This window comes from Pseudomonas sp. ok272, assembly GCF_900109995.1.
GTDB lineage: Bacteria > Pseudomonadota > Gammaproteobacteria > Pseudomonadales > Pseudomonadaceae > Aquipseudomonas.
The window spans coordinates 385,285-408,933 of sequence record NZ_FOCB01000001.1; the positions used below are offsets into that span (position 1 = coordinate 385,285).

A 23,649-nucleotide genomic window follows, 5' to 3' on the forward strand; every position below is an offset into this window, starting at 1 on the left:
GGTGGGGAGACTTGCGGATCACGCAAGCGCGGCCCAGTACATTCGTAAAACAAAGCCCACGGCAGGCCGTGGGCTTTGTTGGCAGTCAGTCAGGCAGCGCCTTACTGAGGCGAAGCTTCGGTTTTAGGTTTGCCGAAGTGCCACTGGTAGACCACGAACTTGAAGTCTTTCAGGTCGCCCTTGGCGTCATAGCTGATGTCGCCGGTCGGGGTCTTGAAGGTGCCCGCGTGGATGGCAGCTGCCACTTTGGCTGGGTCTTCGGACTTGGCCTGGGCGATACCCTGAGCGATCACTTCAACCGCCGAGTAGGACGGGAACACGAACGGGCCGCTTGGGTCTTCTTTCTTGGCCTTGAACGCGTCAGCCAGTGCAATGTTGGCAGGGTCCTGGTCGAACGACTTCGGCAGGGTCACCAGCAGGCCTTCGGAAGCGCCTTTGGCAATCTGCGAGATCGAGTCGTTGCCCACGCCTTCCGGGCCCATGAACTTGGCTTTCAGGCCTTTTTCTTCGGCTTGGCGCAGGATCAGGCCCAGCTCTGGGTGGTAGCCGCCGTAGTAGACGAAGTCGACGTTGGCTTGCTTGAGCTTGGCGATGAGCGAGGAGAAGTCCTTGTCGCCGGCGTTGATGCCTTCGAACACGGCAACCTTGACGCCCTTGCCTTCAAGGGTGGTCTTGACGGCAGTGGCAATGCCTTCGCCGTATTGCTGCTTGTCGTGGATGACGGCAACGATCTTCGGCTTCACGTGGTCGGCAATGTAGTTACCGGCGGCAGGGCCCTGGGCGCTGTCCAGACCGATAGTACGGAAGATCATCTTGTAGCCCTTGGACGTGATTTCCGGGCTGGTGGCTGCTGGAGTGATCATGATCACGCCTTCGTCTTCGTAGACGTCGGCAGCAGGCTGGGTAGAGCTGGAGCACAGGTGACCGACCACGAACTTGACGCCGTCGTTGACGACTTTGTTGGCCACGGCCACGGCTTGTTTTGGATCGCAGGCGTCATCGTATTCAACGGCGACGAGTTTCTTGCCGTCTACGCCGCCCTTGGCGTTGATTTGTTCGATGGCCATTTTGGCGCCGCTGAACTGCATGTCGCCGTACTGGGCTACAGGGCCGGTCTTAGGGCCGGCAATGCCGATCTTGATCGTGTCAGCTGCGAACGAATGGCTGGCGACCCCGGCCAGAACCATAGCGGCAAACAGTTTGGAAATCTGCTTAGTAGCCTTATTCATAGTGCTCCACTCTTACTGTTGTAGTTTTTATAGTTCTAGCGGCCTTGTGAGCTACAGAACCGGATCAGATATCTGGGATATCCTCGGAACTGCCCCTGGCAACTGTACCGGTACAGTGTAGAGCGCCGGTTGTTCGCTTGAAAAGCTGGCTGCTAGGGGCAAAACCCGGGGGTGTCGCTTTATTGAAAGAAAAAGACAGAATGGCGGCAGGATTGTGGCTGGGTGATAGCTCGTTTCAGCGGCAATCCTTGGCATTCCGGCGCTTTTCGTTCGGTATCGCATTTGAATCCGGGTTTTTCTGCCAGAGCACCGACGTTATGATTGCGCCGATTTCTTTTCCGGACAGGACCCATGACTCAAGAACCTAGCACCCTCTATGCCAAGCTGCTTGGAGAAACCGCATCTATTACCTGGAAGGAACTGGAACCGTTCTTCGCCAAGGGTGCCCTATTGTGGGTCGATTCTGACCTGGATTTGATCGCGGCCGCCGAGGCCGTAGCGCAAGACGAAGGCGAGAAAGTGGCCGCCTGGCTGGCCGCGGATAAACTCGCCAAGCTCTCTGAAACGCGGGCGTTGGATCTTTTCGAGCGTGATCCACCGCTGTGGGCGGTGGTGGTTTCGCCGTGGATTCTGATCCAGGAAAGAGCGCAGGCCTAAATGGTTGCACCGTGTTGGTGCTTATCGGGCGCTGACAAAAGTGTGTAGCGGGGTAGCGTGATGGCACGTTGCCGTAGAGAAACACCACAGAGCGTTTGGCGTCACGGTGACGTAAACGTCACGGGAACAGTTGATGGAGCGGCCTAAGGGCCGCTCAATTGTTTCTGGATGTTGGAATACTGGTTTTTGTGGTGATTGGAGGGGCGTTTTCGCGAGCAGGCTCGCTCCCACGGTGTCGATGCCGAACACAACCTCTGTGAGCGACGCGAAGGTGGGAGCGAGCCTGCTCGCGATTGAGGGCCCAACGGTCTGATATCAGACCGTGAACGTCTTGCCCGTGTGGTTATTGAGGGAAATAACCTTGGTCTTGCCGATGCGGTGACGGTAGATCTCGCGCAGGTACTTGATGGCTTTCTTCACGCAGTCGCGCGACAGGCGGATGTCGTTGATCGAGACAAACTTGTCCTTGTCGTTGATCAGCTCGCGGTACTTCTTCTCGTACATCGGCTTGATCGCGTACCAGTTGGTGTCGAGGATCTTCGCCGGGTTTTCGAACTCGTTGAGCAAATCGTCGATGCGATCTTCGTCGAAGTCTTCGCTGACGATGAAGTCCAGCATCGAGTTGTCCAGGGTTTCGTCGAAGCGATACGGGTTCTTCGCAAAGCAACGCTTGATGAACGCGACGATCAAGGTCAGGAAGTCGTCGGACAGGCACGGGCTCTTGGCGATCAGGGTGGTCAGCGACAAGTTGGCCGAGGCACCGATCACCAGTGCGTAGCGCTTGAGGGTGGTGTTGGGGAACAGGCTGTTGAGGTGGGTCTTCAACCGGTTCAGGTCCATGTAGGACAGCTTGTAGTCCTTGGGCAAGGACACAATCGACACGACCGACGAGCAGTTCTTGAAGAAGTGCAGGTCGTGCAGGGCCGCGGCGTCGTAGCCGGAGTTCTTGTACTGCTCGAGGGACGCACGATAGCGCTTGGACTCGATCGGCAGCAGGCTGATGCCTTCGATGGCCTGGGTCACCTTGTTGAAGTGCGGCAAGTCGATGGAGCGGAAGAACAGGTCATCGATGTTCAGGCGCTGCGGCTCTTTGTCGAAGACCTTGAACTTGTCATTGCTGGGCGCTGGCTGCTCTGGCACAACCGATTCGGCGTAGGCAATCGCCACCGGGCCGGCCAGGCTCATGAACAGATCGTTGGCGTCCAGGCGAATGGTTTCGCCGATGTCGATGCCGGCCCGGCGGAAGTAGTTCTGGTCGTAGTCGGTGGTCACCGCCTGGGCCGTCAGAATGTTGAAGATCTGCTGCGAGATGTATTGGTTGGCGTGCTTCTCCATGGCATTGACATCAATGTTCTGGATGTTGCCGTCATCGTTCTCTTCGGCGTAACGCATGATGTCGTTGGAGATCAGCATCATGGCGTTCCACGGGCGGATACGGCCCATGACGCTGGCTTCGCTGCTGTCTTCGTTGTCGAAGTTGTACGAGAAGTCCCACTCTTCTGACAGGTACTTGCACAGCAGGCGCCCGGCGTTGATATGCAGCGCCTCGGACATTTCACTGCGGTGATCGGAAATGTTCGGCAGCACGCAAATGCCGCTGGTGAAGATGGGCTCGAAGACGAAGGCGTGGCCGCTCTTGCTGTCGTGCTCGTCCATCGGCTTGGTGTCGAACGTCTTGTTCATGTACGAATGCTGCTGGGCCAGGCCGAACTCCGAGGCCATGCCCGAGCCAGTGCCGCCGCCGGCGCTGAAGATCGAGAAGTACAGGCGCGACTGGTTGGCCTTGATCCCGCAGCTGTCGATCAGGTAGGAGTGGATCATCTTCCAGTCTGGGCTGGAGAAACGCTGGGTGTCCTTGTTCAGGATGATCTTGGCCAGGTACTGGCCGAGGATCGGCGCGTTACCGGCGCCACCGGCGTGGACTTCCGAGAGGTCCATGATCTTCATCTTGCTGTAGTCGCGCAGGAAGCCGCTCTTCTCGCCCTTGCGCGAGAAGCGGATGCGCCCGGCGATGTCCTTGTCCAGGTCACCCAGCATCACCAGCGGCTCGACCAGGAACACCGGCTTGGCCGTCTTGCCAGCACCGAGTTTGAGGTTGTTACGGATCCATTGCGCCGGGCTATAGCCCTTTTCGGCGTACTTCTTTTCCGGGTAGGCGCGGTCTTCGTTGTTGAACTCATTGAGGTAGAACTTGCGGGCGTTGTACACCAGCTCGGCGACGTCCAGCGCAATGTTCGAGCCGCAGCGGCCCAGGCCGATCAAGCACACCGAAGGAAACTCCTGCTCGCTGTGCTGTTCGTTGTCGCCCTCCAGGCGCGGCGGCTGCGGGAACACCATGTCGCGCAGGCCGTCGAGGTTGTCGAGGATGCGGTCGGTGTTGGTCTCGGTGAAGTACAGATACTGTTGAGTCGCCAGCGGGCGCGAGCTGGTCAATGGCTTCGAGTAGGCGGGTTTATCCATGGCGGCGCTGAGCGTCAGTTCGGATGCCGCGGGGGCTGGATTGTTTTTAGAAGTCATTGTGCGCCATGTGCCTGGACTGGTTGGTTCGCGGGGTCGATATCATCGAGCCAGTGCGAAAGGAGTTCGCGACTTTACAGTGCGTTTTTTACCCTGGCGCAGGTGGTCAGCCTGAGCCTCGCCGGGGATGTTTTTTTCCTAAGTCATGTTGAATCGGCCAGTATTCGGCGATCTTTAATCAAAAAGAGGCGAAATGATGGCAGCGCTACCTTCACTTGCGTTCGCGGGGATCGGCTTGATGGGGTTGCCGATGTGCCAGCGTCTATTGGCGGCGGGTTATCCGTTGACGGTGTGGAACCGCAATCCCGAGAAATGCGCCCCGTTGGTGGCGGCCGGAGCGCGGCGGGTCACTACCCCGGCCCAGTTGTGCGAGCACGCCGATGTGGTGATGGTGTGCCTGGCCAATACCGAGGTGGTGCGTGAGGTGGTGTTCGCTGCCGATGGTGTGGCCAGCGGGGCGAAAGGTGGTCAGTTGTTGGTGGATTTTTCCAGCCTTGAACCGACGGCGACCCGGGAAATGGCGGCGCAACTCGTACATCAGTGCGGCATGGGTTGGCTCGATGCGCCGGTGTCCGGTGGTGTGGCGGGGGCCGAGGCCGGGAGCCTGGCGATCATGGTCGGCGGTGAGTTGGCTGATCTGGAACGGGTGCGTGGCGCGCTATTGAGTGTCGGCCAGCGGGTCACGCACATGGGGCCCGTCGGGGCAGGGCAGGTGACCAAGGCCTGCAATCAGATGATCGTGGCCTGTAACGCCCTGGTGATTGCCGAAGTGGTGGCGCTGGCCGAACGCTCCGGGGTGGATGCCCGTTTGTTGGCCGAGGCCCTGGGCGGCGGTTTTGCGGACTCCAGGCCGTTGCAGATTCTCGCCCCGCAAATGGCCGAGAGCCGTTTTGAGCCGGTGAAGTGGCACGTGCGCACCTTGCTCAAGGACCTGGACAGCGCAGTGAAATTTTCCCGCGAGCAAGGCTCGGCGACCCCGATCAGTGGCTTGGCCGCACAGCTGATGCGCTTGCATGGTGGCCAAGGCTTTCTGGAAAAAGATCCCGCGACGTTGATCCATCTATACCGCGAGCCAGGTTCAAAGGGCTGATGATCTGAACAGGGCGTCGCTGGTTGATTTCGTTCAATACCGGGCGCAGTTCGCTCAGTGGCACCGGGCGGCTCAACAGATAACCCTGGATGAAGTCGCAACCGAAGCGTTCGAGGAACTGGTACTGCTCCAGCGTCTCGACGCCTTCGGTGACCACTTGTAAATGCAGGGTATGCGCCATGACGATGATCGCCTGCACGATCTCCATGTCCTGGGTCGCCTTGGGGATGTCCTGGATGAACGAGCGGTCGATTTTCAGGGTGTTGAGCGGCAAGCGCTTGAGGTAGGCCAGGGACGAGTAGCCGGTGCCAAAGTCGTCGATTGACAGCGAAACGCCCAGCGCGCGGATCTGTCGTAACAGCACCAGGGTGTTGGCGATGTTGCCCATCAAGGCGTTCTCGGTCACTTCCAGCTCCAGCCGTTGTGGCGCCACCCCGGCGGTGCGCAGGGCGCTTTCGATTTCTTCGGCGAGTTCCTCGCGGGCCAGGTTGAGGGGGGAGCAATTGACGGTGATCTTCAGCGATTCGCAGCCGCCCCTGGACAGTTCGCTCAAGTCGGCACAGGCCCGGCGCAGGACCCAGTTGTCCAGTTCGGCAATCAGGCCATTGGCCTCGGCGATAGCAATGAAACGGTCGGGCACCAGCAAGCCATGGACCGGATGCTGCCAGCGGATCAGCGCTTCAAGCTTGGTCACCTGGCCAGTCTTGAGGTCGCAGATTGGCTGGTAATACAGCATCAGGCCGGTTCCGTCGCGCAGCGCGTTGCGCAACTCTTCCTCCAGTTGCAGTTCCATCGTGGCCCGGGTTTTGAGGTTGGCACTGAAAAAGTGCAGGCCGTTGCGACCATTGTCCTTGGACTGGTAGAGCGCCAGGTCTGCGTTCTTCAGCAACTCTTCGCATGTCTTGCCGTCGTCGGGATAGACGCTGATGCCAATACTGGTGGTCATGACCATGCGCCGGCCAGCCAGTTCGATGGGCTCTTTCATCTTGTGCATGATGCGCTGGGCCATATGCCGTGCTTCGTCGCGGTCGTGCAGGGTGATGAGGATGCAAAACTCATCGCCGCCAAACCGCGCCACCACGTCTTCGTGGCTGCGGGTCGAACTCTTGATATGGGCGGCGATGACTTTGAGTAACTCGTCGCCAGCATCATGGCCGAGGCTGTCATTGATGCGCTTGAAGTGGTCGATGTCCAGAAACATGATGGCGAGCCTGCCGCCCTGAACGCTTTTTTCGATGAGCTTCTCGGCGAAGATCTGATTGAAGCCCCGGCGGTTGATCAGGTTGGTCAGCGCGTCGTAGTTCGCCGCTTGTTGCAGTGACATGCGGGCCTGATCCAATTGACTGAGCAGCGCGTTGACCCGGCGCAGGTCGTACTCCTTTTGCTGCAGCTTCTTGTCGGCCAGCGCGGCGCTGATGCTGCTGCCAATCACCAGTAGGGCAATCACGGCAATGGTCAGGCCCAGTTGCATGTGGTTGTTGTCCACCGCGATCCGGGCTGCAACCCCTTCCGGGAGCACCAGGCGCATGGCCGCCATGCCGGTGAAGTGCATGCCGACAATCCCGGCGCCGAGGATCAGGCTGGCGGCGTACTTGAGCAGTTGATGGAACATGCCGTTGCCGTTGCGCAGGTAATGCGAGAGCACCAGGGCGACGCCGCTGGCCAGGATCGCGATGACAATCGACAGCATGAACAGCGTGGGTTCGAAGTAGGGCACGGCAGAGGAGCGCATGGCGGCCATGCCGGCGTAATGCATGGCGGCAATCCCCAGGCCGATACCGATGGAGGCTTGTACATACTGCCAGGGACGCAGTTCGGGGGCGCTCAAGGTGTTCATGGCCAGGAACGCGGCAATGAAGGCGATCAGCAAGGACAACAGGGTGATCGACAGGTCGTACTGGATGTCGATAGGGGCCTGGAAGGCCAGCATGCCGATGAAGTGCATGGCCCAGATGCCCCCCGCCAGACACGTCGCACCCACCCAGCGCCAGCGTCGTTGCGAGGTCGGATCTTCGGCATGGCCGGCCCGTTCGGCCATGCCTAGCGTGCCAAAACTGGCCGCGCAGGCCACCAGGTAGGCCAGCAACACCAACAAGGAGTTATGACTGCAGTTGAGTACGACCTGTGCACTGCCCTGCGGCAGTTCGGTCAGGAAATGCAAGCCAAGCCACTCCATAGCATGTCCCGTCTCTGAGTCATTGCGCCCGCGCCATGAACGCTGGCGAATGATTGCAGTATAGAGGCCATCTACAGAGCGCAACCGATAGTGGCACATTGGCTCCAATGATTTTGCAATGGGCTCAAGAGCGTTTTGGAATAAGTTGAAGTGGCTGCCTGGGTGGTTGCCATCGGTGGGTATCAGCTTTACGAATCATTACAGACAACCCGGGCAGGCCTTACTAGATTGCAGGTTCCGGGCTCGGATGCTCTCGGCAGTGAAGCCCCTATAACAACAATAAAAGAGACGGACCCATGCAGAACTCGACCCAAGCGGCGAATGCCTGGCGCATTCTGTTCTTGCTGTTCCTGGCCAACCTGTTCAATTTCTTCGATCGCTCGATTCCGGCGATCATCATCGAACCCATCCGCATGGAGTGGAACCTCAGCGATTTCCAGTTGGGGCTGGTCGGCACTGCATTTACCCTGGTGTATGCCATTGCTGGGCTGCCGCTGGGGCGGATGGCCGATAACGGGTCGCGCAGTAAGTTGATGGGCTGGGGCCTGGCGGTGTGGAGCGGGCTGACGGCGGTCAATGGCCTGGTGGGCAGTTTCTGGAGCTTCCTGATCGTGCGCATGGGCGTCGGCATTGGCGAGGCCAGTTACGCGCCGGCCGCCAACTCGCTGATCGGAGACCTGTTCCCGGCTCATCGCCGGGCACGCGCCATGGGGATTTTCATGCTCGGCCTGCCGCTTGGGCTGTTGCTGGCGTTCTTCACCATCGGCTGGATGGTCAAGACGTTCGACAGCTGGCGTGCACCGTTTTTCATCGCAGCGGTACCGGGGTTGATCCTCGCGGTATTCATGTTCTTCATCAAGGAGCCCCAGCGCGGTGCGGCGGAGTCGGTGCGCGTGTCCCAGGAGCGGGTGGATCGGCCGATTCGTCGTGTGCTGGCGATCCCGACGTTCCTGTGGCTGGTGATGGCTGGCCTGTGTTTCAACTTCGCCACGTATGCCTGCAACTCGTTCATGGTGCCGATGCTTCAGCGTTATTTCCTGTTGCCGTTGCATGAGGCCGCGGTGGCTACCGGGGTGATTGTCGGGGTGACTGGACTGTTTGGCCTGACGCTGGGCGGTTGGGTGGCCGACAAGATTCACCTGCGAGTGGCCAACGGCCGGCTGCTGTTCGCCGCGTTTAGTTTGATCATTTCAACCCTGTGCACGGCTTGGGCGCTGTATGCCGGGCGGATTGAGATCGGGGTGTTTGTCGCGGTGTTCAGTGTGGGGTGGTTGTTTGCCTACAACTTCTATACCTGCGTCTACACGGCGATCCAGGATGTGGTGGAGCCGCGCTTGCGGGCAACGGCGATGGCGTTGTTCTTTGCCGGTTTGTATCTATTGGGTGGCGGCTTGGGGCCGGTGGTGGTGGGCGGGTTGTCCGATCACTTCGCGAACACTGCGATGCTGGCGGCCGGCACGGAGCAGATGACTGAGGCGTTCAAGGCCGTTGGCTTGCACGATGCGTTGTATTTGGTCCCGGTCGCGTTGTTGCTGACCATGGTGTTTCTGGTCCTGGCGGCGCGTTGTTTTGTGCGCGATGCCAAGCGGATGAAGGATGGGCTGGTGGCGGTTGAGCCTGGGGGGGTAGCAGTGACTGCTTGAACGGCGGTGGGCAGCCATCCGATGTCAGGCCCGAATCCCCTGTGGGAGCGAGACCGGCTTGCCGGCGATGGCGGTGACGAGCAGCATGGCTAAGACAGTTGCTCCCACAGTGTTTTGGGTCGTACACGTGCTTGGTGTGGGAGCGAGCCTGCTCGCGAAAAGGGTGTGTCAGGCGCCGGTTATGGCGCCAGACATGCCGCCTTCGCGGGCAAGCCCGCACACAAGGAATCCGGGCCTGACACGGGATGTGTGTTCGCCGTGGACCAGGGAGGGGGCTTGCTCGCGAAGACGGCTGACGCTCACCCCATCAAATCAGCCGGCAAAAAAAGACCCGCATCGCTGCGGGCCTTCTTTTTTACTGCGGTATTGGGCGGTGCTTAACCGGCGACCAATACCCGGATCGCTTCCAGTCGCAATGCCGCTTTGTCGAGCATGGCCAGGCCTTGCTCGCGTTGCTGGCGCAGGGCGATCAGTTCGCTGTCGCGCACGGTTGGGTTGACGGCTTGCAGGGCGGTCAGGCGGGCCAGTTCTTCATCGGTGTCCGCTGCCAGGCGGCGTTGTGCCTCGGCGACGCGTTCGGCGTGGCGCGGGGCGATTTTCTCTTCGCCGGCATTGATGCGCGGGGTCAGTTGATCGCGCTGGGCCTGGATGAACTTGTTGGCGCTGGCACGTGGCACGCTTTCGAGCTGATCGTTGAGGGTTTCAAACGATACCCGGCCCGACAGGTCGTTGCCGTTGGCATCGAGCAGGCAGCGCAGGGCGGCGGGCGGCAGGTACCGGCCCAATTGCAGTGAGCGCGGGGCAACCACTTCGCTGACGTACAGCAGTTCGAGCAATACGGTGCCAGGCTTGAGCGCCTTGTTCTTGATCAGGGCGACGGCGGTGTTGCCCATCGAGCCGGACAGCACCAGGTCCATGCCACCCTGGACCATCGGGTGTTCCCAGGTGATGAACTGCATGTCTTCGCGAGACAGCGCCTGGTTGCGGTCGTAGGTGATGGTCACGCCTTCGTCGTCGCCGAGCGGGAAGCTGGCGTCGAGCATTTTTTCGCTTGGCTTGAGGATCAGGGCGTTTTCCGAGTGGTCTTCGCTGTCGATGCCAAAGGCGTCGAACAGGGTCTCCATGTAGATCGGCAGGGCGAACTGATCATCTTGCTCAAGGATCGCCTCAACCAGGGCCTCACCTTCACCAGCACCGCCGGAGTTGAGCTCCAGCAGGCGGTCGCGGCCGCTGTGCAGTTCGGTTTCCAAGGCTTGGCGGGTAGTGCGGGCCTCGTCGATCAGGGCTTGCCACTCGCCATCGTCGGCGCTTTCGAGCAGCGGCAGCAGGCGCGGGCCGAACTGATGCTGCAAGGCGTTGCCGGTCGGGCAGGTGTTGAGGAATGCGTTCAGCGCTTCGTGGTACCACTGGAACAGGCGCTCTTGCGGGCTGGTTTCCAGATACGGCACGTGCAGCTCGATGATGTGTTTCTGGCCGATACGGTCGAGGCGGCCGATCCGTTGCTCCAGCAGGTCCGGGTGGGCCGGCAGGTCGAACAGCACCAGGTGGTGGGCGAACTGGAAGTTACGGCCTTCGCTACCAATCTCCGAACAGATCAATACCTGGGCGCCGAACTCTTCATCGGCGAAGTAGGCGGCTGCGCGGTCGCGTTCCAGGATGTTCATGCCTTCGTGGAACACCGTCGCCGGGATGCCGGAGCGCACGCGCAGGGCGTCTTCCAGGTCCATGGCGGTTTCGGCGTGGGCACAGATCACCAGCACTTTGGTGCGCTTGAGCATTTTCAGTTGGTCGATCAGCCATTCGACCCGCGGATCGAACTTCCACCAGCGCTCTTCTTCGTTGGCATCCGGCTGTGCCTGGAAGCTGACTTCCGGGTACAGCTCGGCGTGATCGCCCAGCGGCAGTTCGAGGTATTCGTCCGGGCACGGCAGTGGGTACGGATGCAGCTTGCGCTCCGGGAAACCCTGTACGGCGGCGCGGGTGTTGCGAAACAGCACGCGGCCGGTACCGTGTCGGTCGAGCAGCTCGCGCACCAGGCGGGCGCTGGCTTCGACGTCGCCATCGTTGACGGCAGCCAACAGCGCTTCGCCTTCATCGCCGAGGAAACCGTGGATGGTTTTGTGCGCGGCGGGCGAAAGGCGGCCCTGGTCCATCAACTCCTGGACGGCTTCGGCCACCGGGCGATAGTTTTCGCTCTCGGCGCGGAAGGCCTTCAGGTCGTGGAAACGATTGGGGTCGAGCAGGCGCAGGCGGGCGAAGTGGCTGTCCTGGCCCAGTTGTTCCGGGGTAGCGGTCAGCAGCAGGACACCGGGGATAGTCTCGGCCAATTGCTCGACCAGCGAGTACTCGGGGCTGGCTTGATCTTCGTGCCAGACCAGGTGGTGCGCTTCGTCGACGACCAACAGGTCCCAGCCCGCGGCGAACAGCGCGTCCTGGGCTTTCTCGTCGTCAACCAGCCACTCCAGGGCCACCAACGCGAGTTGGGTGTCCTCGAAGGGGTTGCTGGCATCGCTTTCGATGAAGCGTTCTTCGTCAAACAGGGCGACCTGCAGGTTGAAGCGGCGGCGCATCTCCACCAGCCATTGGTGCTGGAGGTTTTCCGGGACCAGGATCAAGACGCGGTTGGCGCGGCCCGAGAGCAGTTGGCGATGGATCACCAGGCCGGCTTCGATGGTCTTGCCCAGGCCCACTTCGTCGGCCAGCAGAACCCGCGGCGCAATACGGTCAGCGACTTCGCGGGCGATGTGCAATTGGTGCGCGATCGGTTGCGCGCGCACACCGCCCAAGCCCCAGAGCGAGGACTGCAATTGACGGCTGGTGTGTTCCAGGGTGTGGTAGCGCAGGGAGAACCAGGCCAGGGGGTCGATCTGCCCGGCGAACAGACGGTCGCTGGCCAGGCGGAACTGGATGAAGTTCGACAGCTGGGTTTCCGGCAGGGTAACGGGTTCGTTCTGTGCGTTGAGCCCGTGGTAGACCAGCAGGCCGTCGACATCGTCGACTTCGCGCACGGTCATCTTCCAGCCTTCGAAGTGAGTGATGGTGTCACCCGGCGAAAACCGCACGCGGGTGAGGGGCGCATTCCGTAGCGCATACTGGCGAGTGTCGCCAGTGGCCGGGTAGAGCACGGTCAACAAGCGACCGTCCTGTGCCAGAACGGTGCCTAGACCTAGCTCTGCTTCGCTGTCACTGATCCAGCGTTGCCCCGGTTGATACTGCTGCGCCATGCTGCCTGACTCCCGCCTGAAAAAGCCGACTATGTTAACGGATCGCTGCCTTCAGAGCCAAAGGACTCTCATAAAAACTACTAGTCTTACGGTAGCGCATGGAAGCGAATGGGGGCCAGAGGTGTCAACTCGCTCACAAGTTTACGACCGATGGCTCAAGTCATCGCGCCAGCAGCCGACAGACTGCCGACAGGAGACGCCAAATCATGCTGCCACCGATGCTTCCATTAAGTGCCGTGCCGATCACCTCTCAGCACGACCCGGTACGTCCGCGCCCCGACATTGCCCCGGTGGTGGCGGTGCAGGCCAGTTCCAGTGAAAGCACCATTGACCTGCAAAAACGCGACCCTGAAGAAGCGGCGATGATGCTGCGCGAAGAGCAGCGTCGCCAGCAGGAGCGCAATAAACGTCGCCGCGAAGCCGATGATGATCCCGAGGCACACCTGGCTGTGCCGGGGGATGAACTCAATGCCGACAATACGGTGCCCGTGGCGCCCTTGATCGACGATCAGCCGCGCCAGGGGCTGTGGGTCGATATCGAGGTCTGAGGTTCGCAGGAGGGCGGGCGGCTGGTCATCGTCGGCCAGAGACCGCATGATTGGCAGACTTTGCGTAGGCGGTGCGACCGTGGTCGTTGCGCCACGCCTGTTTTAAACCTGACGATGTTAATGACGCCATGAGCCAAGACGATAAGCTGATCGACCTCAACACTGAGCGTGCCAAGCGTGTGCACGACCTGAAGGAGAAGCGCCTGAACGAAGTGCGTCAGCAGTTCGAGCAGGCGATGCCGTTGGGTAAGCCTAAGAAAAAACCGAAGAGCAAGCCGAAAAAGCGTTGATCGCCCGCTGTATTCGTTGATGCAGGTCAGTTAACTCCCTTCCTTATTCGCCCGCTCTGGGGCGGCATTGACCCCGGTCAATGTTCTTCTGTGCCTGATTGGTTAACTTAGCTCTATCGCAACAGGGCAACCGCAGGAGGCCAGTCATGTTTTTCGACAACGTAGTGATCGCCGGGGTGCTGACAGTCAGCCTCATGCTTTTGTTTTTTGTTGGGTTTGGATTCTTTATCTGGAAGGACGCGCATAAGCGTAAAAAGCCTTAAATCAGGTCTTTCTGGAAGCACGAGCACGCAAGGCATTTTGGGCAACTTAGGTTGCCCTTTTTTTCGTCTGTTGTTTTTGATCTGGGCGGGGCTGTTCGATAAGGCGGCCAATTTATTGCGGATGTACCCCAATCCGAACTGTGGGAGCGAGCCTGTCGGATCGCCACACCGTCGCGAAGGCGGCCTATCAGCCGGTGGGTGTACATATCCGTTGCTGCGGTCACGGCGGCTGGTGGTTTCGCCCTTACGGCGACTCACTTTTTTTACAAGCGCCTAAAAAAAGTAAGCAAAAAAACGCTTGCCCCTAGCGTTCGGCCCCTCGCTAAGGCTCGGGGTTCCTTCGCTACGGTATCCCGCTGGGGGCATCGCCCTCCGGTTTGCTTCGCTGCACCTCCCTGCGATGAGTTCGACTGCGTCGAACGGCGCTTTGCGCCAGTCCCCAGAGGAATACCTCCGCTCAGCCTGCCGAAGGGGCGGGTGGATCAAGATCAAAAACCAGAGCCAGATCAAGAGCTGCAGGCGAGCTACCGCTCGGCCTGTTGAGTGGTGAAGGGCGCATCGGGGTCGCAGGAATACTGGCGGTGTGATTTGCCTTTGGTGGGAGCAACTGTCTTAGCCATGCCGCTCGTCACCGCCATCGCGAGCAGGAATCTGGGTTGAGCCCGTAGGAGCGAGGCTTGCCCGCGAACCGGCCAGCCCATTCAACGATCGATATCGTCAGGCTTACCGCCTTCGCGGGCAAGCCTCGCTCCTACAAGGAATTGAGCTGCCCCCGGATGTGTGTTCGCCGTGGACCAGGGTGGGAGCAGGCTTGTCGGATCGCCGCACCGTCGCGAAGGCGGCCTGACAGTCAGCCTGTCTCAGGTGGATGCACCTCGATCCCCTGCGGGAGCAGATCGGCTTGCCGGCGAAGGCGGCTTAAACAGCGCCCACAAAAAAGGCGACGTCCTTGCGGTCGTCGCCTTTTTTAGTACGTCAGTGGATCAGCTGCCGAGGGCTTTCGAGGCCAGCCAGAACAGGCCGGCCGACAGGCCTACGGTGGCGGGCAGGGTCAGGACCCATGCCAGGAGGATGGTGCGTACGGTGCCGCCTTGCAGGCCGCTTTTGTTCGCGACCATGGTCCCGGCGACGCCCGAGGACAGTACGTGGGTGGTCGAGACCGGCAGGCTGAAGATGTTCGCTGCGCCGATCATGCACGCGGCGGTGATCTGTGCCGACATGCCCTGGGCGTAGGTCATGCCTTGTTTGCCGATCTTCTCGCCGATGGTCAGGACCACGCGTTTCCAGCCGACCATGGTGCCCAGGCCAAGCGCCAGGGCGACGGCCAGAATCACCCAGAACGGGGCGTATTCGGTGGTGGCGGTCAGGTCTTTGCGCAGTTTGTCCAGGTCAGCCTTTTCACGGGGTTCCAGGCCAGGCAGCTTGCCGACTTTCTTCGCGGTGTCGTCCAGGCAGAGCAGGTAGCGGCGCACTTCGATGCGGCTGTCCTGTGGCAAGGAGTGGTAATCCGACACGCCCTTGAGGGTGCCCAGCAATGCGGTGATGGTCGGCTCGGTCTGTTGCGGGTTGCAACGGAACTTCTCCGGCAGGTCATCCTTCACGCTTTTGCCCAGGGCCAGGAACTCACCCAGGGTGTCGTGATTGCGCTGGTAGAACTGGCTCAGGTGCAAGGTCGCATCGCGCGTCCGTTCGATCTGGTACGTGGTGCTGTTCAGGTCCAGTACAAACTGGGCCGGCACGATACCGATCAGGACGAGCATGATCAGGCCGATGCCTTTCTGGCCATCGTTGGAACCATGAACGAAGCTGACGGCCATGGCCGAGATCACCAGGACCAGGCGGTTCCAGAATGGCGGGTGTTTCTTGTCATCGATCTTGCGGCGCTGGTCCGGTGTCTTGTGCATCTTGGACAGCGGACGCCACCATTTCAGACCCAGCAACACCAGTGCAGCCACGAGGAAACCGGCCATTGGCGAGAGCACCAGCGACGCGCCGATGTCGACCGCTTTCTGCCAGTTGACACCGTCAGCCAGCGGGATGTCGTTGATCAGGGCGTTCGCCAGGCCGACACCGAGGATCGAACCGATCAAGGTGTGGGAGCTGGAGGCCGGGATACCGAAGTACCAAGTGCCCAGGTTCCAGGTGATGGCCGCTGCCAGCAGCGAGAACACCATTGCCAGTCCGTGGCCTGTATTGACATTGATCAACAGCTCTACCGGCAGCAAATGGACGATGGCATACGCCACGCCCACACCGCCGAGCAACACGCCAAGGAAGTTGAACACACCGGAAAAGAACACCGCCAGGTGAGGCGGCATGGCTTTGGTGTAGATAACAGTGGCAACCGCGTTAGCGGTGTCATGAAAGCCGTTGATGAACTCGAAGGCGAGGACAAAGGCTAGGGCGAGCAAGAGGCTCACAAGCACCCAAGCATCTAGTCCGCTGAATAAATCGATCATGAAGGTTTTCTGACCCGGTCGTAAGGGGGCGCGATTATGCCAGAAAAGACGGTTAATCGATGCACTAGGTGCCCATCGGTAACATGATTCAACGATTTAGTTTGTAACAGGGGCTTAAGTCCCAGTGTGCTTGTAGGTTCCTTAAGGTGTTGATTTTATTGAGAATATATTTTGCAGGCAGGGGTTTACTGACGTCAGTCGAGGGAGAAAGGCGCTGTATGAAATTTCTGAAATGGGGGCCAGTCATATGCCAAACGACTCGTCCCATGGGCTGAGGTGGCTGTCGCCTGCTCTTGGCAGGCGCAATATGACTTGGCGAACCGTCCAGTTCTTGGCTCAACGGTACGCAGGCCCTGCGGGACGGAAATTGAAACGATCAGGGCTCCTCGGCCTTGAGTTCCTTTTCCATCTTTTGGAGTTCTTGGGAGAATGCCTGATCCTGAATGCTGGCGCGCTTACGCCAGGGTTTGCGTTCCGGTTCCGGTTGTGCGGCGTAGGTGGTGACTTCTCCGCCGTAAACTTCCTTGTAACGTTGTTCCTGGCGCTCAAGTTCCGCGCGCAGTTCTTCTTTCGTCACAGTGTTACCTAATTTAAGTTGAAATGAGCTCTGGTGAAACGCCCGGCGTGCGATCTGTTGTGGACAGACGTTGTCATGAAAGTCGCCATGGGCTCCTTACTTCATGAGTAACGTCCTGCTCACCGCAGCGCTTTTACAGGCGGCCACAGCACCAGAGAATAACCATTGATGTAGCGTCAGGTCGATTGTCTCACGCGAGCGCTGTGCCCGGGTCTGGGTCTGGCGCTTGCCGGCGGTTGGCGGTCGTTGCCCGCGCACTGCCTGATCAGTGATTGGATCCGGTTATTGAAGGACAACAGGACTGATCACTGAGTTAGATTATAGCGGCGGAATAGCTGATGACTATCTTTCACAAGTTAAAAGTGTGCCAGCGGGTGAATTTATGTTGTTGTCTGGAAGTATTTCAGTGAATACATGGAATGTAACCTCACGCGGGGTGCATTTCCTGGCGTCATTTACAAGTCGCTGTTTGTGTACTTCGGTTCGCGCCTCGTTGGCCGATTACGCGACTAAGGTGCCAGGGTATTAAATGTGGGGTGTATTTCGCACTGTTCAAGGTGTGCGGCAAGCTGGGGTGATGATTGCGATTATCGGCCGGTGGTTCGATAATCGCCCGGAGTTGGCGGCCAATGGCTTGCGCGCAGGGTTGGCCAGCACTGCTAATAGCCTTTGAGCCTTGGGGATCCACCTGAAATGAACGATCAACTGCGAAACGCCTTCACCTCTGCCGCGCCGCCGATTGTCGCGTCTCCCGCCAAGCGGATCCAGGCATTGACCGGTGATCCCGATTTCATGACCTCCCTGGCCCGGGGGCTGGCGGTGGTGCAGGCGTTCCAGGAGCGCAAGCGGCACCTGACCATTGCTCAGATCAGCCATCGCACCGAAATTCCTCGCGCTGCCGTGCGCCGTTGCCTACACACGTTGATCAAGCTCGGCTACGCGACGACGGATGGGCGTACCTATTCGCTGTTGCCCAAGGTGCTGACCCTGGGCCACGCCTATTTGTCCTCGACGCCGTTGGCGGTGTCGGCGCAACCCTACCTGGACCGCATGAGCGAGCAACTGCACGAGGCGTGCAACATGGCCACGCTCGAAGGTAACGACATTCTTTACATCGCCCGCTCGGCGACGACCCAGCGGCTGATTTCCGTGGATCTGTCGGTGGGCGGTCGCTTGCCGGCCTATTGCACATCGATGGGACGGATTCTGTTGGCGGCGCTGGATGACACTTCGTTACGTGAATACCTGGACAGTGTCGACCTGCAAGCCAAGACCAGCCGCACCCTGCACACCCCCCAGGCGTTGTTTGAGTGTTTGCAGCAGGTCCGGCAACAAGGTTGGTGCATTGTCGACCAGGAGCTGGAACAAGGCCTGCGTTCGATTGCCGTTCCGGTGTATGACGCCTCCGGTCAGGTACTGGCCGCCTTGAATGTGAGCACCCATGCCGGGCGCGTCAGTTGCACTGAGTTGCAGCAGCGGGTCCTGCCGGGCTTGCTCGACGCCAGCCGCGAGCTGAGTTCCCAGTTGTTTGCTTGAGACCTTCCTTCTTCTATATGGCGATGGGTTGCCGTCACCCCCGGGGAAAACGATAGGTAGACAACAATCTGTTCGATAAACGAACACTTAGTCGATTATCGGATTGTTTGGGTTTTTCCGGCGGCTTAACCTTCAGTCATTCCGGCGCTGTCCATCGCGCCTTGTCCTCCACATCGGTTTACTGATACCCGGGAGTCCAACCCATGGCTGAAATCCTTTCGCTGCACGACGCAGTGAAGCAATTCGTGAATGACGGCGACACGGTCGCGCTCGAAGGCTTCACCCACTTGATTCCTACCGCCGCGGGTCATGAAATCATTCGTCAGGGCAAGAAAGACCTGACGCTGGTGCGGATGACTCCCGACTTGGTCTACGACCAATTGATCGGTGCCGGTTGCGCACGCAAGCTGATTTTCTCCTGGGGCGGTAACCCGGGCGTCGGTTCGCTGCACCGTCTGCGTGACGCGGTCGAGAAGCAGTGGCCCCACGCCCTGGAAATCGAAGAGCACAGCCATGCGGACCTGGCCAACGCCTACGTCGCGGGAGCCTCGGGCCTACCGTTCGCAGTGCTGCGGGCCTACGCCGGTTCTGACCTGCCCAAGGTCAACCCACTGATCAAGACCGTGACCTGCCCGTTCACCGGCGAAGTGCTGGCGGCGGTACCGTCGGTACGCCCGGACATCACGGTCATCCACGCACAGAAGGCCGACCGCAAGGGCAACGTGTTGCTCTGGGGTATCCTCGGCGTGCAGAAAGAAGCCGCACTGGCGGCCAAGCGTTGCATCGTCACAGTTGAAGAAATCGTCGATGACTTGAAGGCGCCGATGAACGCCTGCGTCCTGCCAACCTGGGCCTTGAGTGCCGTCTGCCATGTGCCTGGCGGCGCACATCCGTCCTACGCCCACGGTTACACCGAGCGTGACAACCGCTTCTACCAGGCGTGGGACCCGATCGCCCGCGACCGTGAGACCTTCACCGCGTGGATCAACGAATACATCCATGGCACTGCGGACTTCAGTGAATTCCAGGCCAAACTGGCTCGCGCTTCGGAGGCCAAATAATGACGTACTCCACCAATGAAATGATGACCGTTGCCGCTGCCCGTCGCCTGAAGAACGGTTCGGTGTGCTTCGTCGGGATCGGTCTGCCATCGAAAGCGGCCAACCTGGCTCGCCTGACGTCCTCGCCGGATGTGGTGCTGATCTACGAGTCGGGTCCGATTGGTGCCAAACCGAGCGTGCTGCCGCTGTCCATCGGTGATGGTGAACTGGCCGAGACCGCCGACACGGTCGTGCCGACCGGTGAGATTTTTCGCTACTGGCTGCAAGGCGGGCGCATCGACGTCGGCTTCCTCGGCGCCGCGCAGGTCGACCGCTTCGGCAACATCAACACCACGGTGGTCGGTGATTATCATCAGCCGAAAGTCCGCCTGCCGGGTGCCGGTGGTGCGCCGGAAATCGCCGGCTCCGCCAAGAGTGTGCTGATCATCCTCAAGCAATCGGCCCGTTCGTTCGTCGAAAAACTCGACTTCATCACCTCGGTGGGCCATGGCGAAGGTGGCGACTCGCGCAAGCGCCTGGGGCTGCCAGGCGCCGGGCCGGTGGGGATTATTACTGACCTGTGCATCATGGAACCGGAAGCCGACACCCATGAGTTTGTAGTGACCGCGTTGCACCCAGGCGTGACCCGAGAGCAAGTGGTCGCGGCCACCGGCTGGCCGGTCCGTTTTGCCGAGCAGGTGACGCACACCGCCGAGCCAACCGAGGTCGAGTTGACGGCCCTGCGCGATCTCGAAGCGCGCACCGCTGCCGCCCACGGCCAGGCACCAGGAGAAGCGTGATGCGTGATGTCTATATCTGCGACGCGATTCGTACCCCTATCGGTCGCTTTGGGGGTGGTTTGTCGACGGTGCGTGCCGACGACCTGGCCGCTGTCCCGATCAAGGCCTTGATCGAGCGCAACCCGGGCGTCGACTGGACGGCGGTGGATGAGGTGTTCCTCGGTTGCGCCAACCAGGCCGGTGAAGACAACCGCAATGTGGCGCGCATGGCGCTGCTGCTGGCCGGCTTGCCGGAGAGTATTCCCGGGGTGACCCTCAACCGCCTGTGTGCCTCGGGCATGGATGCGATTGGCACCGCGTTCCGCGCGATTGCCAGCGGTGAGATGGAGTTGGCCATTGCCGGCGGCGTCGAGTCGATGTCCCGCGCACCGTTCGTGATGGGCAAGGCCGATGCCGCGTTTTCGCGCGGCATGAAGCTGGAAGACACCACCATTGGCTGGCGCTTTATCAACCCCTTGATGAAAGCCCAGTACGGCGTCGATGCGATGCCGCAGACCGCCGATAACGTGGCCGACGACTACGCCATATCCCGCGCCGACCAGGATGCGTTTGCCCTGCGCAGCCAGCAGCGCACCGCTGCGGCACAGGCGGCCGGCTACTTCGCCGAGGAAATCGTCCCGGTGCGCATTGCCCACAAGAAGGGTGAAAGCGTGGTCGAGCAGGACGAGCATCCACGGGCCGATACCAGCCTCGAAACCCTGGGCAAATTGAAACCGGTCAACGGTCCGAACAAGACCGTCACCGCCGGGAACGCCTCTGGCGTCAACGACGGTGCAGCGGCGCTGATCCTGGCTTCGGCCGAGGCGGTGAAGAAACATGGCTTGACCGCCCGTGCCCGAGTGCTGGGGATGGCCAGTGCCGGTGTTGCCCCGCGTGTGATGGGCATCGGCCCGGTGCCGGCGGTGCGTAAGTTGATTGAGCGCCTGGGCGTGGCGATCAGTGATTTCGACGTGATCGAACTCAACGAAGCCTTCGCTAGCCAGGGCTTGGCCGTGTTGCGTGAACTCGGCCTGGCCGACGACGCGGCGCAGGTCAACCCCAATGGCGGCGCTATTGCCTTGGGCCATCCGCTGGGCATGAGCGGGGCGCGCCTGGTGCTGACGGCACTGCATCAGTTGGAAAAGACCGGCGGCAAGAAAGGCCTGGCGACGATGTGTGTGGGCGTAGGGCAGGGCTTGGCATTGGCGATTGAGCGGGTCTGATACTCGTTCGTCGGGAGATACCTGGTGTGGGAGCGGGCTTGCTCGCGAAAGCGGTCTAGCAGTCGACATTGATGGTGAGTGTCAGTCTGTCTTCGCGAGCAAGCCCGCTCCCATACGGTTGGCGTTTCACCATCACAACAGCCATCCAATAGTGGTTCTGTGGAACGGGGTTGTTGCAAAGTGTGTCTAGACTCTCACTGTCCCCAATGAGTGAATAACCATGACAACAACCAGTCACTACACCGCAGAAGAGCGCGGCAAAAGGATCTTTGCGATTGTCGGGGCCTCGTCCGGCAACCTGGTCGAATGGTTCGACTTTTATGTCTACGCGTTCTGCGCGATCTACTTCGCCCCGGCGTTCTTTCCTTCCGATAACCCCACGGTGCAACTGGTCAACACGGCCGGTGTTTTCGCCGCCGGGTTCCTGATGCGACCGATTGGCGGCTGGTTGTTTGGCCGGGTGGCGGACAAGCACGGGCGCAAGAACTCGATGATGATTTCGGTGCTGATGATGTGCGCCGGCTCATTGCTCATTGCATGCTTGCCCACCTACAAGGACATTGGCGTCTGGGCGCCGATCCTGCTGTTGCTCGCCCGGCTGTTCCAGGGCCTTTCGGTCGGCGGGGAGTACGGCACCACGGCGACCTACATGAGCGAAGTGGCCCTCAAGGGCCAGCGCGGGTTTTTCGCCTCGTTCCAGTACGTGACCCTGATCGGCGGGCAACTGCTGGCGGTGTTGGTGGTGGTGATCCTGCAACAGTTCCTTTCCGAGGACGAGTTGCGTGCCTGGGGCTGGCGAGTTCCCTTCGTGGTCGGTGCCTTCGCGGCGGTGATTTCGCTGTTGCTGCGTCGCTCGCTCAAGGAAACCACCAGCAAGGAAATGCGCGAAAACAAGGATGCGGGCAGCATCCGGGCACTGTTGCGCGATCACAAGGCTGCGTTTATTACCGTGCTGGGCTACACCGCCGGTGGTTCGTTGATTTTCTACACCTTCACCACGTACATGCAGAAGTACCTGGTGAACACCGCCGGGATGAGCGCCAAGACCGCCAGCTACATCATGACCGGCGCGCTGTTCCTGTACATGTGCATGCAGCCGTTGTTTGGCATGCTGGCGGACAGGATTGGCCGGCGTAACTCGATGCTCTGGTTCGGTGCACTCGGTACCCTGTGTACCGTGCCGATCCTGTTGAGCTTGAAGTCGGTGAGCAGCCCGTTCCTGGCATTCGTGTTGATTACCTTGGCGTTGGCCATCGTCAGTTTCTACACCTCCATCAGCGGCTTGGTGAAAGCCGAGATGTTTCCACCGCAAGTCCGTGCACTGGGGGTTGGCCTGGCCTATGCGGTGGCCAACGCGATCTTCGGTGGATCGGCCGAGTATGTGGCCCTGAGCCTGAAGGCGGTGGGCATGGAGAATTCGTTCTATTGGTACGTGACGGTGATGATGGCCGTCGCGTTCCTGTTCAGCTTGCGCCTGCCCAAGCAGGCGGCTTATCTGCATCACGACCTTTGACCGGGTGGCGTGCGCTCGAGGTGAGTGTGCGTTTTCCCCCTGACAGCCTTGAGGAGTGTTTTTGTGGCATTTGTACAACTGACTGACGGTGAGCTGCACTATCAACTGGACGGACCCGAAGGCGCGCCCGTGCTGGTGCTGTCCAACTCCCTGGGTACCGACCTGAACATGTGGAATGTGCAGATGCCGGTGTTCAGCGAGCATTTTCGAGTGCTGCGGCTGGACACCCGTGGCCACGGTCGCTCGCTGGTCACGCCGGGGCCGTACAGCATCGAGCAATTGGGCCGGGACGTCCTGGCGGTGCTCGATGCCCTGCACATTGAGCGCGCGCATTTTTGTGGCCTGTCCATGGGCGGTTTGATCGGCCAGTGGCTGGGGATCAACGCCGGCGAGCGCCTGCATAAGCTGGTGGTGTGCAACACCGCGGCGAAGATCGGTGAGCCCTCGGTCTGGAACCCGCGTATCGAAACCGTGCTACGCGATGGTCCGGTGGCGATGGTGGCCTTGCGCGATGCGTCGATTGCCCGCTGGTTTACCCCGGACTTTGCCGTGGCCAATCCTGCCGTGGCCAAGCAGATCACCGACATGCTCGCGACCACCTCGCCACAAGGCTATGCCGCCAACTGCGCGGCGGTACGGGATGCCGACTTCCGTGAGCAGGTGTCGTCGATTCAGGTGCCATTGCTGGTGATCGCCGGCACCGAAGATGCGGTCACGCCACCGTCGGGCTCGCGCTTCATTCAGGCGCAGGTCAAAGGCGCCGAGTACGCCGAGTTCTACGCGGCGCATTTGTCCAACGTGCAGGCTGGCAACGCGTTCAGTGAGCGGGTGTTGAGCTTCTTGCTGGCGGACTGAGCGGTTCACCTGTTGTTGCGCGCCCACTAA

18 protein-coding genes are annotated in these 23,649 nt (G+C 60.3%); 12 read left to right on the plus strand and 6 right to left on the minus strand.

The annotated features are described in order from the left end of the window. Positions 1 to 101 precede the first annotated feature (101 nt). Positions 102 to 1,229, minus strand: a complete 1,128-nt coding sequence (locus BMW74_RS01835; protein WP_093412757.1) for a branched-chain amino acid ABC transporter substrate-binding protein — start codon at positions 1,227 to 1,229, stop codon at positions 102 to 104. Between the two features lie 351 nt (positions 1,230 to 1,580). Here BMW74_RS01835 and BMW74_RS01840 point away from each other — a divergent pair, with 351 nt between their 5' ends. Continuing rightward, positions 1,581 to 1,886, plus strand: a complete 306-nt coding sequence (locus BMW74_RS01840) for a DUF2288 domain-containing protein (protein WP_093412761.1) — start codon at positions 1,581 to 1,583, stop codon at positions 1,884 to 1,886. Positions 1,887 to 2,201: 315 nt separating this feature from the next. On the opposite strand, the gene BMW74_RS01845 is transcribed toward BMW74_RS01840, so the two are convergent. Then, positions 2,202 to 4,403: a hypothetical protein gene (locus BMW74_RS01845; RefSeq protein WP_093412765.1), complete on the minus strand. Its 2,202-nt coding sequence runs from the start codon at positions 4,401 to 4,403 to the stop codon at positions 2,202 to 2,204. Between the two features lie 193 nt (positions 4,404 to 4,596). Between BMW74_RS01845 and BMW74_RS01850 the strand changes: the two genes are divergently transcribed. After that, on the plus strand, positions 4,597 to 5,493 hold the full coding sequence (locus tag BMW74_RS01850; RefSeq protein ID WP_093412770.1) for an NAD(P)-dependent oxidoreductase: 897 nt from the start codon (positions 4,597 to 4,599) through the stop codon (positions 5,491 to 5,493). Here the strand turns inward: BMW74_RS01850 and BMW74_RS01855 are convergent. Next, positions 5,384 to 7,669 carry a putative bifunctional diguanylate cyclase/phosphodiesterase gene (locus BMW74_RS01855; RefSeq protein ID WP_093412775.1) on the minus strand — a complete coding sequence of 762 codons (2,286 nt, stop codon included), beginning with the start codon at positions 7,667 to 7,669 and terminating at the stop codon, positions 5,384 to 5,386. The two genes, BMW74_RS01850 and BMW74_RS01855, sit on opposite strands and share 110 nt — an antisense overlap. Positions 7,670 to 7,965: 296 nt before the next feature. Between BMW74_RS01855 and BMW74_RS01860 the strand changes: the two genes are divergently transcribed. Further along, positions 7,966 to 9,312 carry a spinster family MFS transporter gene (locus BMW74_RS01860; protein WP_093412779.1) on the plus strand — a complete coding sequence of 449 codons (1,347 nt, stop codon included), beginning with the start codon at positions 7,966 to 7,968 and terminating at the stop codon, positions 9,310 to 9,312. 377 nt (positions 9,313 to 9,689) lie between these two features. Here BMW74_RS01860 and rapA read toward each other — a convergent pair whose 3' ends face one another. After that, a complete protein-coding gene (rapA, locus tag BMW74_RS01865) occupies positions 9,690 to 12,536 on the minus strand; it encodes an RNA polymerase-associated protein RapA (protein ID WP_093412783.1) in 2,847 nt (948 codons plus the stop codon). A gap of 206 nt (positions 12,537 to 12,742) precedes the next feature. On the opposite strand from rapA, the gene BMW74_RS01870 reads away from it, so the two are divergent. The 3 genes from BMW74_RS01870 (at position 12,743) to ccoM (ending at position 13,637) form a co-directional block, all read left to right on the plus strand. After that, positions 12,743 to 13,084 (plus strand): aspartate-semialdehyde dehydrogenase, encoded by a 342-nt coding sequence (locus BMW74_RS01870; RefSeq protein WP_093412787.1) that lies wholly within the window; start codon positions 12,743 to 12,745, stop codon positions 13,082 to 13,084. A gap of 128 nt (positions 13,085 to 13,212) precedes the next feature. Beyond that, positions 13,213 to 13,374 carry a hypothetical protein gene (locus BMW74_RS25135; protein WP_093412791.1) on the plus strand — a complete coding sequence of 54 codons (162 nt, stop codon included), beginning with the start codon at positions 13,213 to 13,215 and terminating at the stop codon, positions 13,372 to 13,374. Between the two features lie 146 nt (positions 13,375 to 13,520). Continuing rightward, positions 13,521 to 13,637, plus strand: coding sequence for a cytochrome c oxidase subunit CcoM (gene ccoM, locus BMW74_RS25600; protein ID WP_305881711.1), 117 nt, complete (start codon positions 13,521 to 13,523; stop codon positions 13,635 to 13,637). Positions 13,638 to 14,620: 983 nt separating this feature from the next. On the opposite strand, the gene BMW74_RS01880 is transcribed toward ccoM, so the two are convergent. Together BMW74_RS01880 and BMW74_RS01885 are read right to left on the minus strand one after the other, a co-directional pair. Further along, entirely contained in the window at positions 14,621 to 16,096 is a 1,476-nt protein-coding gene (locus BMW74_RS01880) for an inorganic phosphate transporter (RefSeq protein ID WP_093412795.1), read from the minus strand. Positions 16,097 to 16,472: 376 nt separating this feature from the next. Next, entirely contained in the window at positions 16,473 to 16,673 is a 201-nt protein-coding gene (locus BMW74_RS01885) for a hypothetical protein (RefSeq protein ID WP_093412800.1), read from the minus strand. Between the two features lie 693 nt (positions 16,674 to 17,366). On the opposite strand from BMW74_RS01885, the gene pcaR reads away from it, so the two are divergent. The 6 genes from pcaR to pcaD all read left to right on the plus strand — a co-directional run bounded on the left by pcaR (position 17,367) and on the right by pcaD (position 23,619). Continuing rightward, positions 17,367 to 18,209, plus strand: a complete 843-nt coding sequence (gene pcaR / locus BMW74_RS01890; RefSeq protein ID WP_093412804.1) for a pca regulon transcriptional regulator PcaR — start codon at positions 17,367 to 17,369, stop codon at positions 18,207 to 18,209. Between the two features lie 203 nt (positions 18,210 to 18,412). Next, complete coding sequence (locus tag BMW74_RS01895) at positions 18,413 to 19,270, plus strand: CoA transferase subunit A (protein ID WP_093412810.1); 858 nt, start codon at positions 18,413 to 18,415, stop codon at positions 19,268 to 19,270. After that, positions 19,267 to 20,049, plus strand: a complete 783-nt coding sequence (locus tag BMW74_RS01900; RefSeq protein ID WP_175479140.1) for a CoA-transferase subunit beta — start codon at positions 19,267 to 19,269, stop codon at positions 20,047 to 20,049. The genes BMW74_RS01895 and BMW74_RS01900 overlap by 4 nt, the downstream gene beginning before the upstream one ends. Next, the gene (pcaF, locus tag BMW74_RS01905) at positions 20,046 to 21,251 is read left to right on the plus strand and encodes a 3-oxoadipyl-CoA thiolase (RefSeq protein ID WP_175479135.1); all 1,206 of its coding nucleotides are present in this window, start codon (positions 20,046 to 20,048) and stop codon (positions 21,249 to 21,251) included. The genes BMW74_RS01900 and pcaF overlap by 4 nt, the downstream gene beginning before the upstream one ends. A 220-nt stretch (positions 21,252 to 21,471) precedes the next feature. After that, positions 21,472 to 22,764, plus strand: coding sequence for an MFS family transporter (locus BMW74_RS01910; protein WP_093412824.1), 1,293 nt, complete (start codon positions 21,472 to 21,474; stop codon positions 22,762 to 22,764). A gap of 63 nt (positions 22,765 to 22,827) precedes the next feature. Continuing rightward, positions 22,828 to 23,619 (plus strand): 3-oxoadipate enol-lactonase, encoded by a 792-nt coding sequence (gene pcaD, locus BMW74_RS01915; RefSeq protein ID WP_093412829.1) that lies wholly within the window; start codon positions 22,828 to 22,830, stop codon positions 23,617 to 23,619. The last annotated feature ends 30 nt before the right edge of the window (positions 23,620 to 23,649 follow it).

What these genes read in the sequence shown, in the direction of transcription:
- BMW74_RS01835 (WP_093412757.1), bottom strand. Translation starts at nt 1,229, where the DNA reads ATGAATAAGGCTACTAAGCAGATTTCCAAACTGTTTGCCGCTATGGTT.
- BMW74_RS01840 (WP_093412761.1), top strand. Translation starts at nt 1,581, where the DNA reads ATGACTCAAGAACCTAGCACCCTCTATGCCAAGCTGCTTGGAGAAACC.
- BMW74_RS01845 (WP_093412765.1), bottom strand. Translation starts at nt 4,403, where the DNA reads ATGACTTCTAAAAACAATCCAGCCCCCGCGGCATCCGAACTGACGCTC.
- BMW74_RS01850 (WP_093412770.1), top strand. Translation starts at nt 4,597, where the DNA reads ATGATGGCAGCGCTACCTTCACTTGCGTTCGCGGGGATCGGCTTGATG.
- BMW74_RS01855 (WP_093412775.1), bottom strand. Translation starts at nt 7,669, where the DNA reads ATGGAGTGGCTTGGCTTGCATTTCCTGACCGAACTGCCGCAGGGCAGT.
- BMW74_RS01860 (WP_093412779.1), top strand. Translation starts at nt 7,966, where the DNA reads ATGCAGAACTCGACCCAAGCGGCGAATGCCTGGCGCATTCTGTTCTTG.
- rapA (WP_093412783.1), bottom strand. Translation starts at nt 12,536, where the DNA reads ATGGCGCAGCAGTATCAACCGGGGCAACGCTGGATCAGTGACAGCGAA.
- BMW74_RS01870 (WP_093412787.1), top strand. Translation starts at nt 12,743, where the DNA reads ATGCTGCCACCGATGCTTCCATTAAGTGCCGTGCCGATCACCTCTCAG.
- BMW74_RS25135 (WP_093412791.1), top strand. Translation starts at nt 13,213, where the DNA reads ATGAGCCAAGACGATAAGCTGATCGACCTCAACACTGAGCGTGCCAAG.
- ccoM (WP_305881711.1), top strand. Translation starts at nt 13,521, where the DNA reads ATGTTTTTCGACAACGTAGTGATCGCCGGGGTGCTGACAGTCAGCCTC.
- BMW74_RS01880 (WP_093412795.1), bottom strand. Translation starts at nt 16,096, where the DNA reads ATGATCGATTTATTCAGCGGACTAGATGCTTGGGTGCTTGTGAGCCTC.
- pcaR (WP_093412804.1), top strand. Translation starts at nt 17,367, where the DNA reads ATGAACGATCAACTGCGAAACGCCTTCACCTCTGCCGCGCCGCCGATT.
- BMW74_RS01895 (WP_093412810.1), top strand. Translation starts at nt 18,413, where the DNA reads ATGGCTGAAATCCTTTCGCTGCACGACGCAGTGAAGCAATTCGTGAAT.
- BMW74_RS01910 (WP_093412824.1), top strand. Translation starts at nt 21,472, where the DNA reads ATGACAACAACCAGTCACTACACCGCAGAAGAGCGCGGCAAAAGGATC.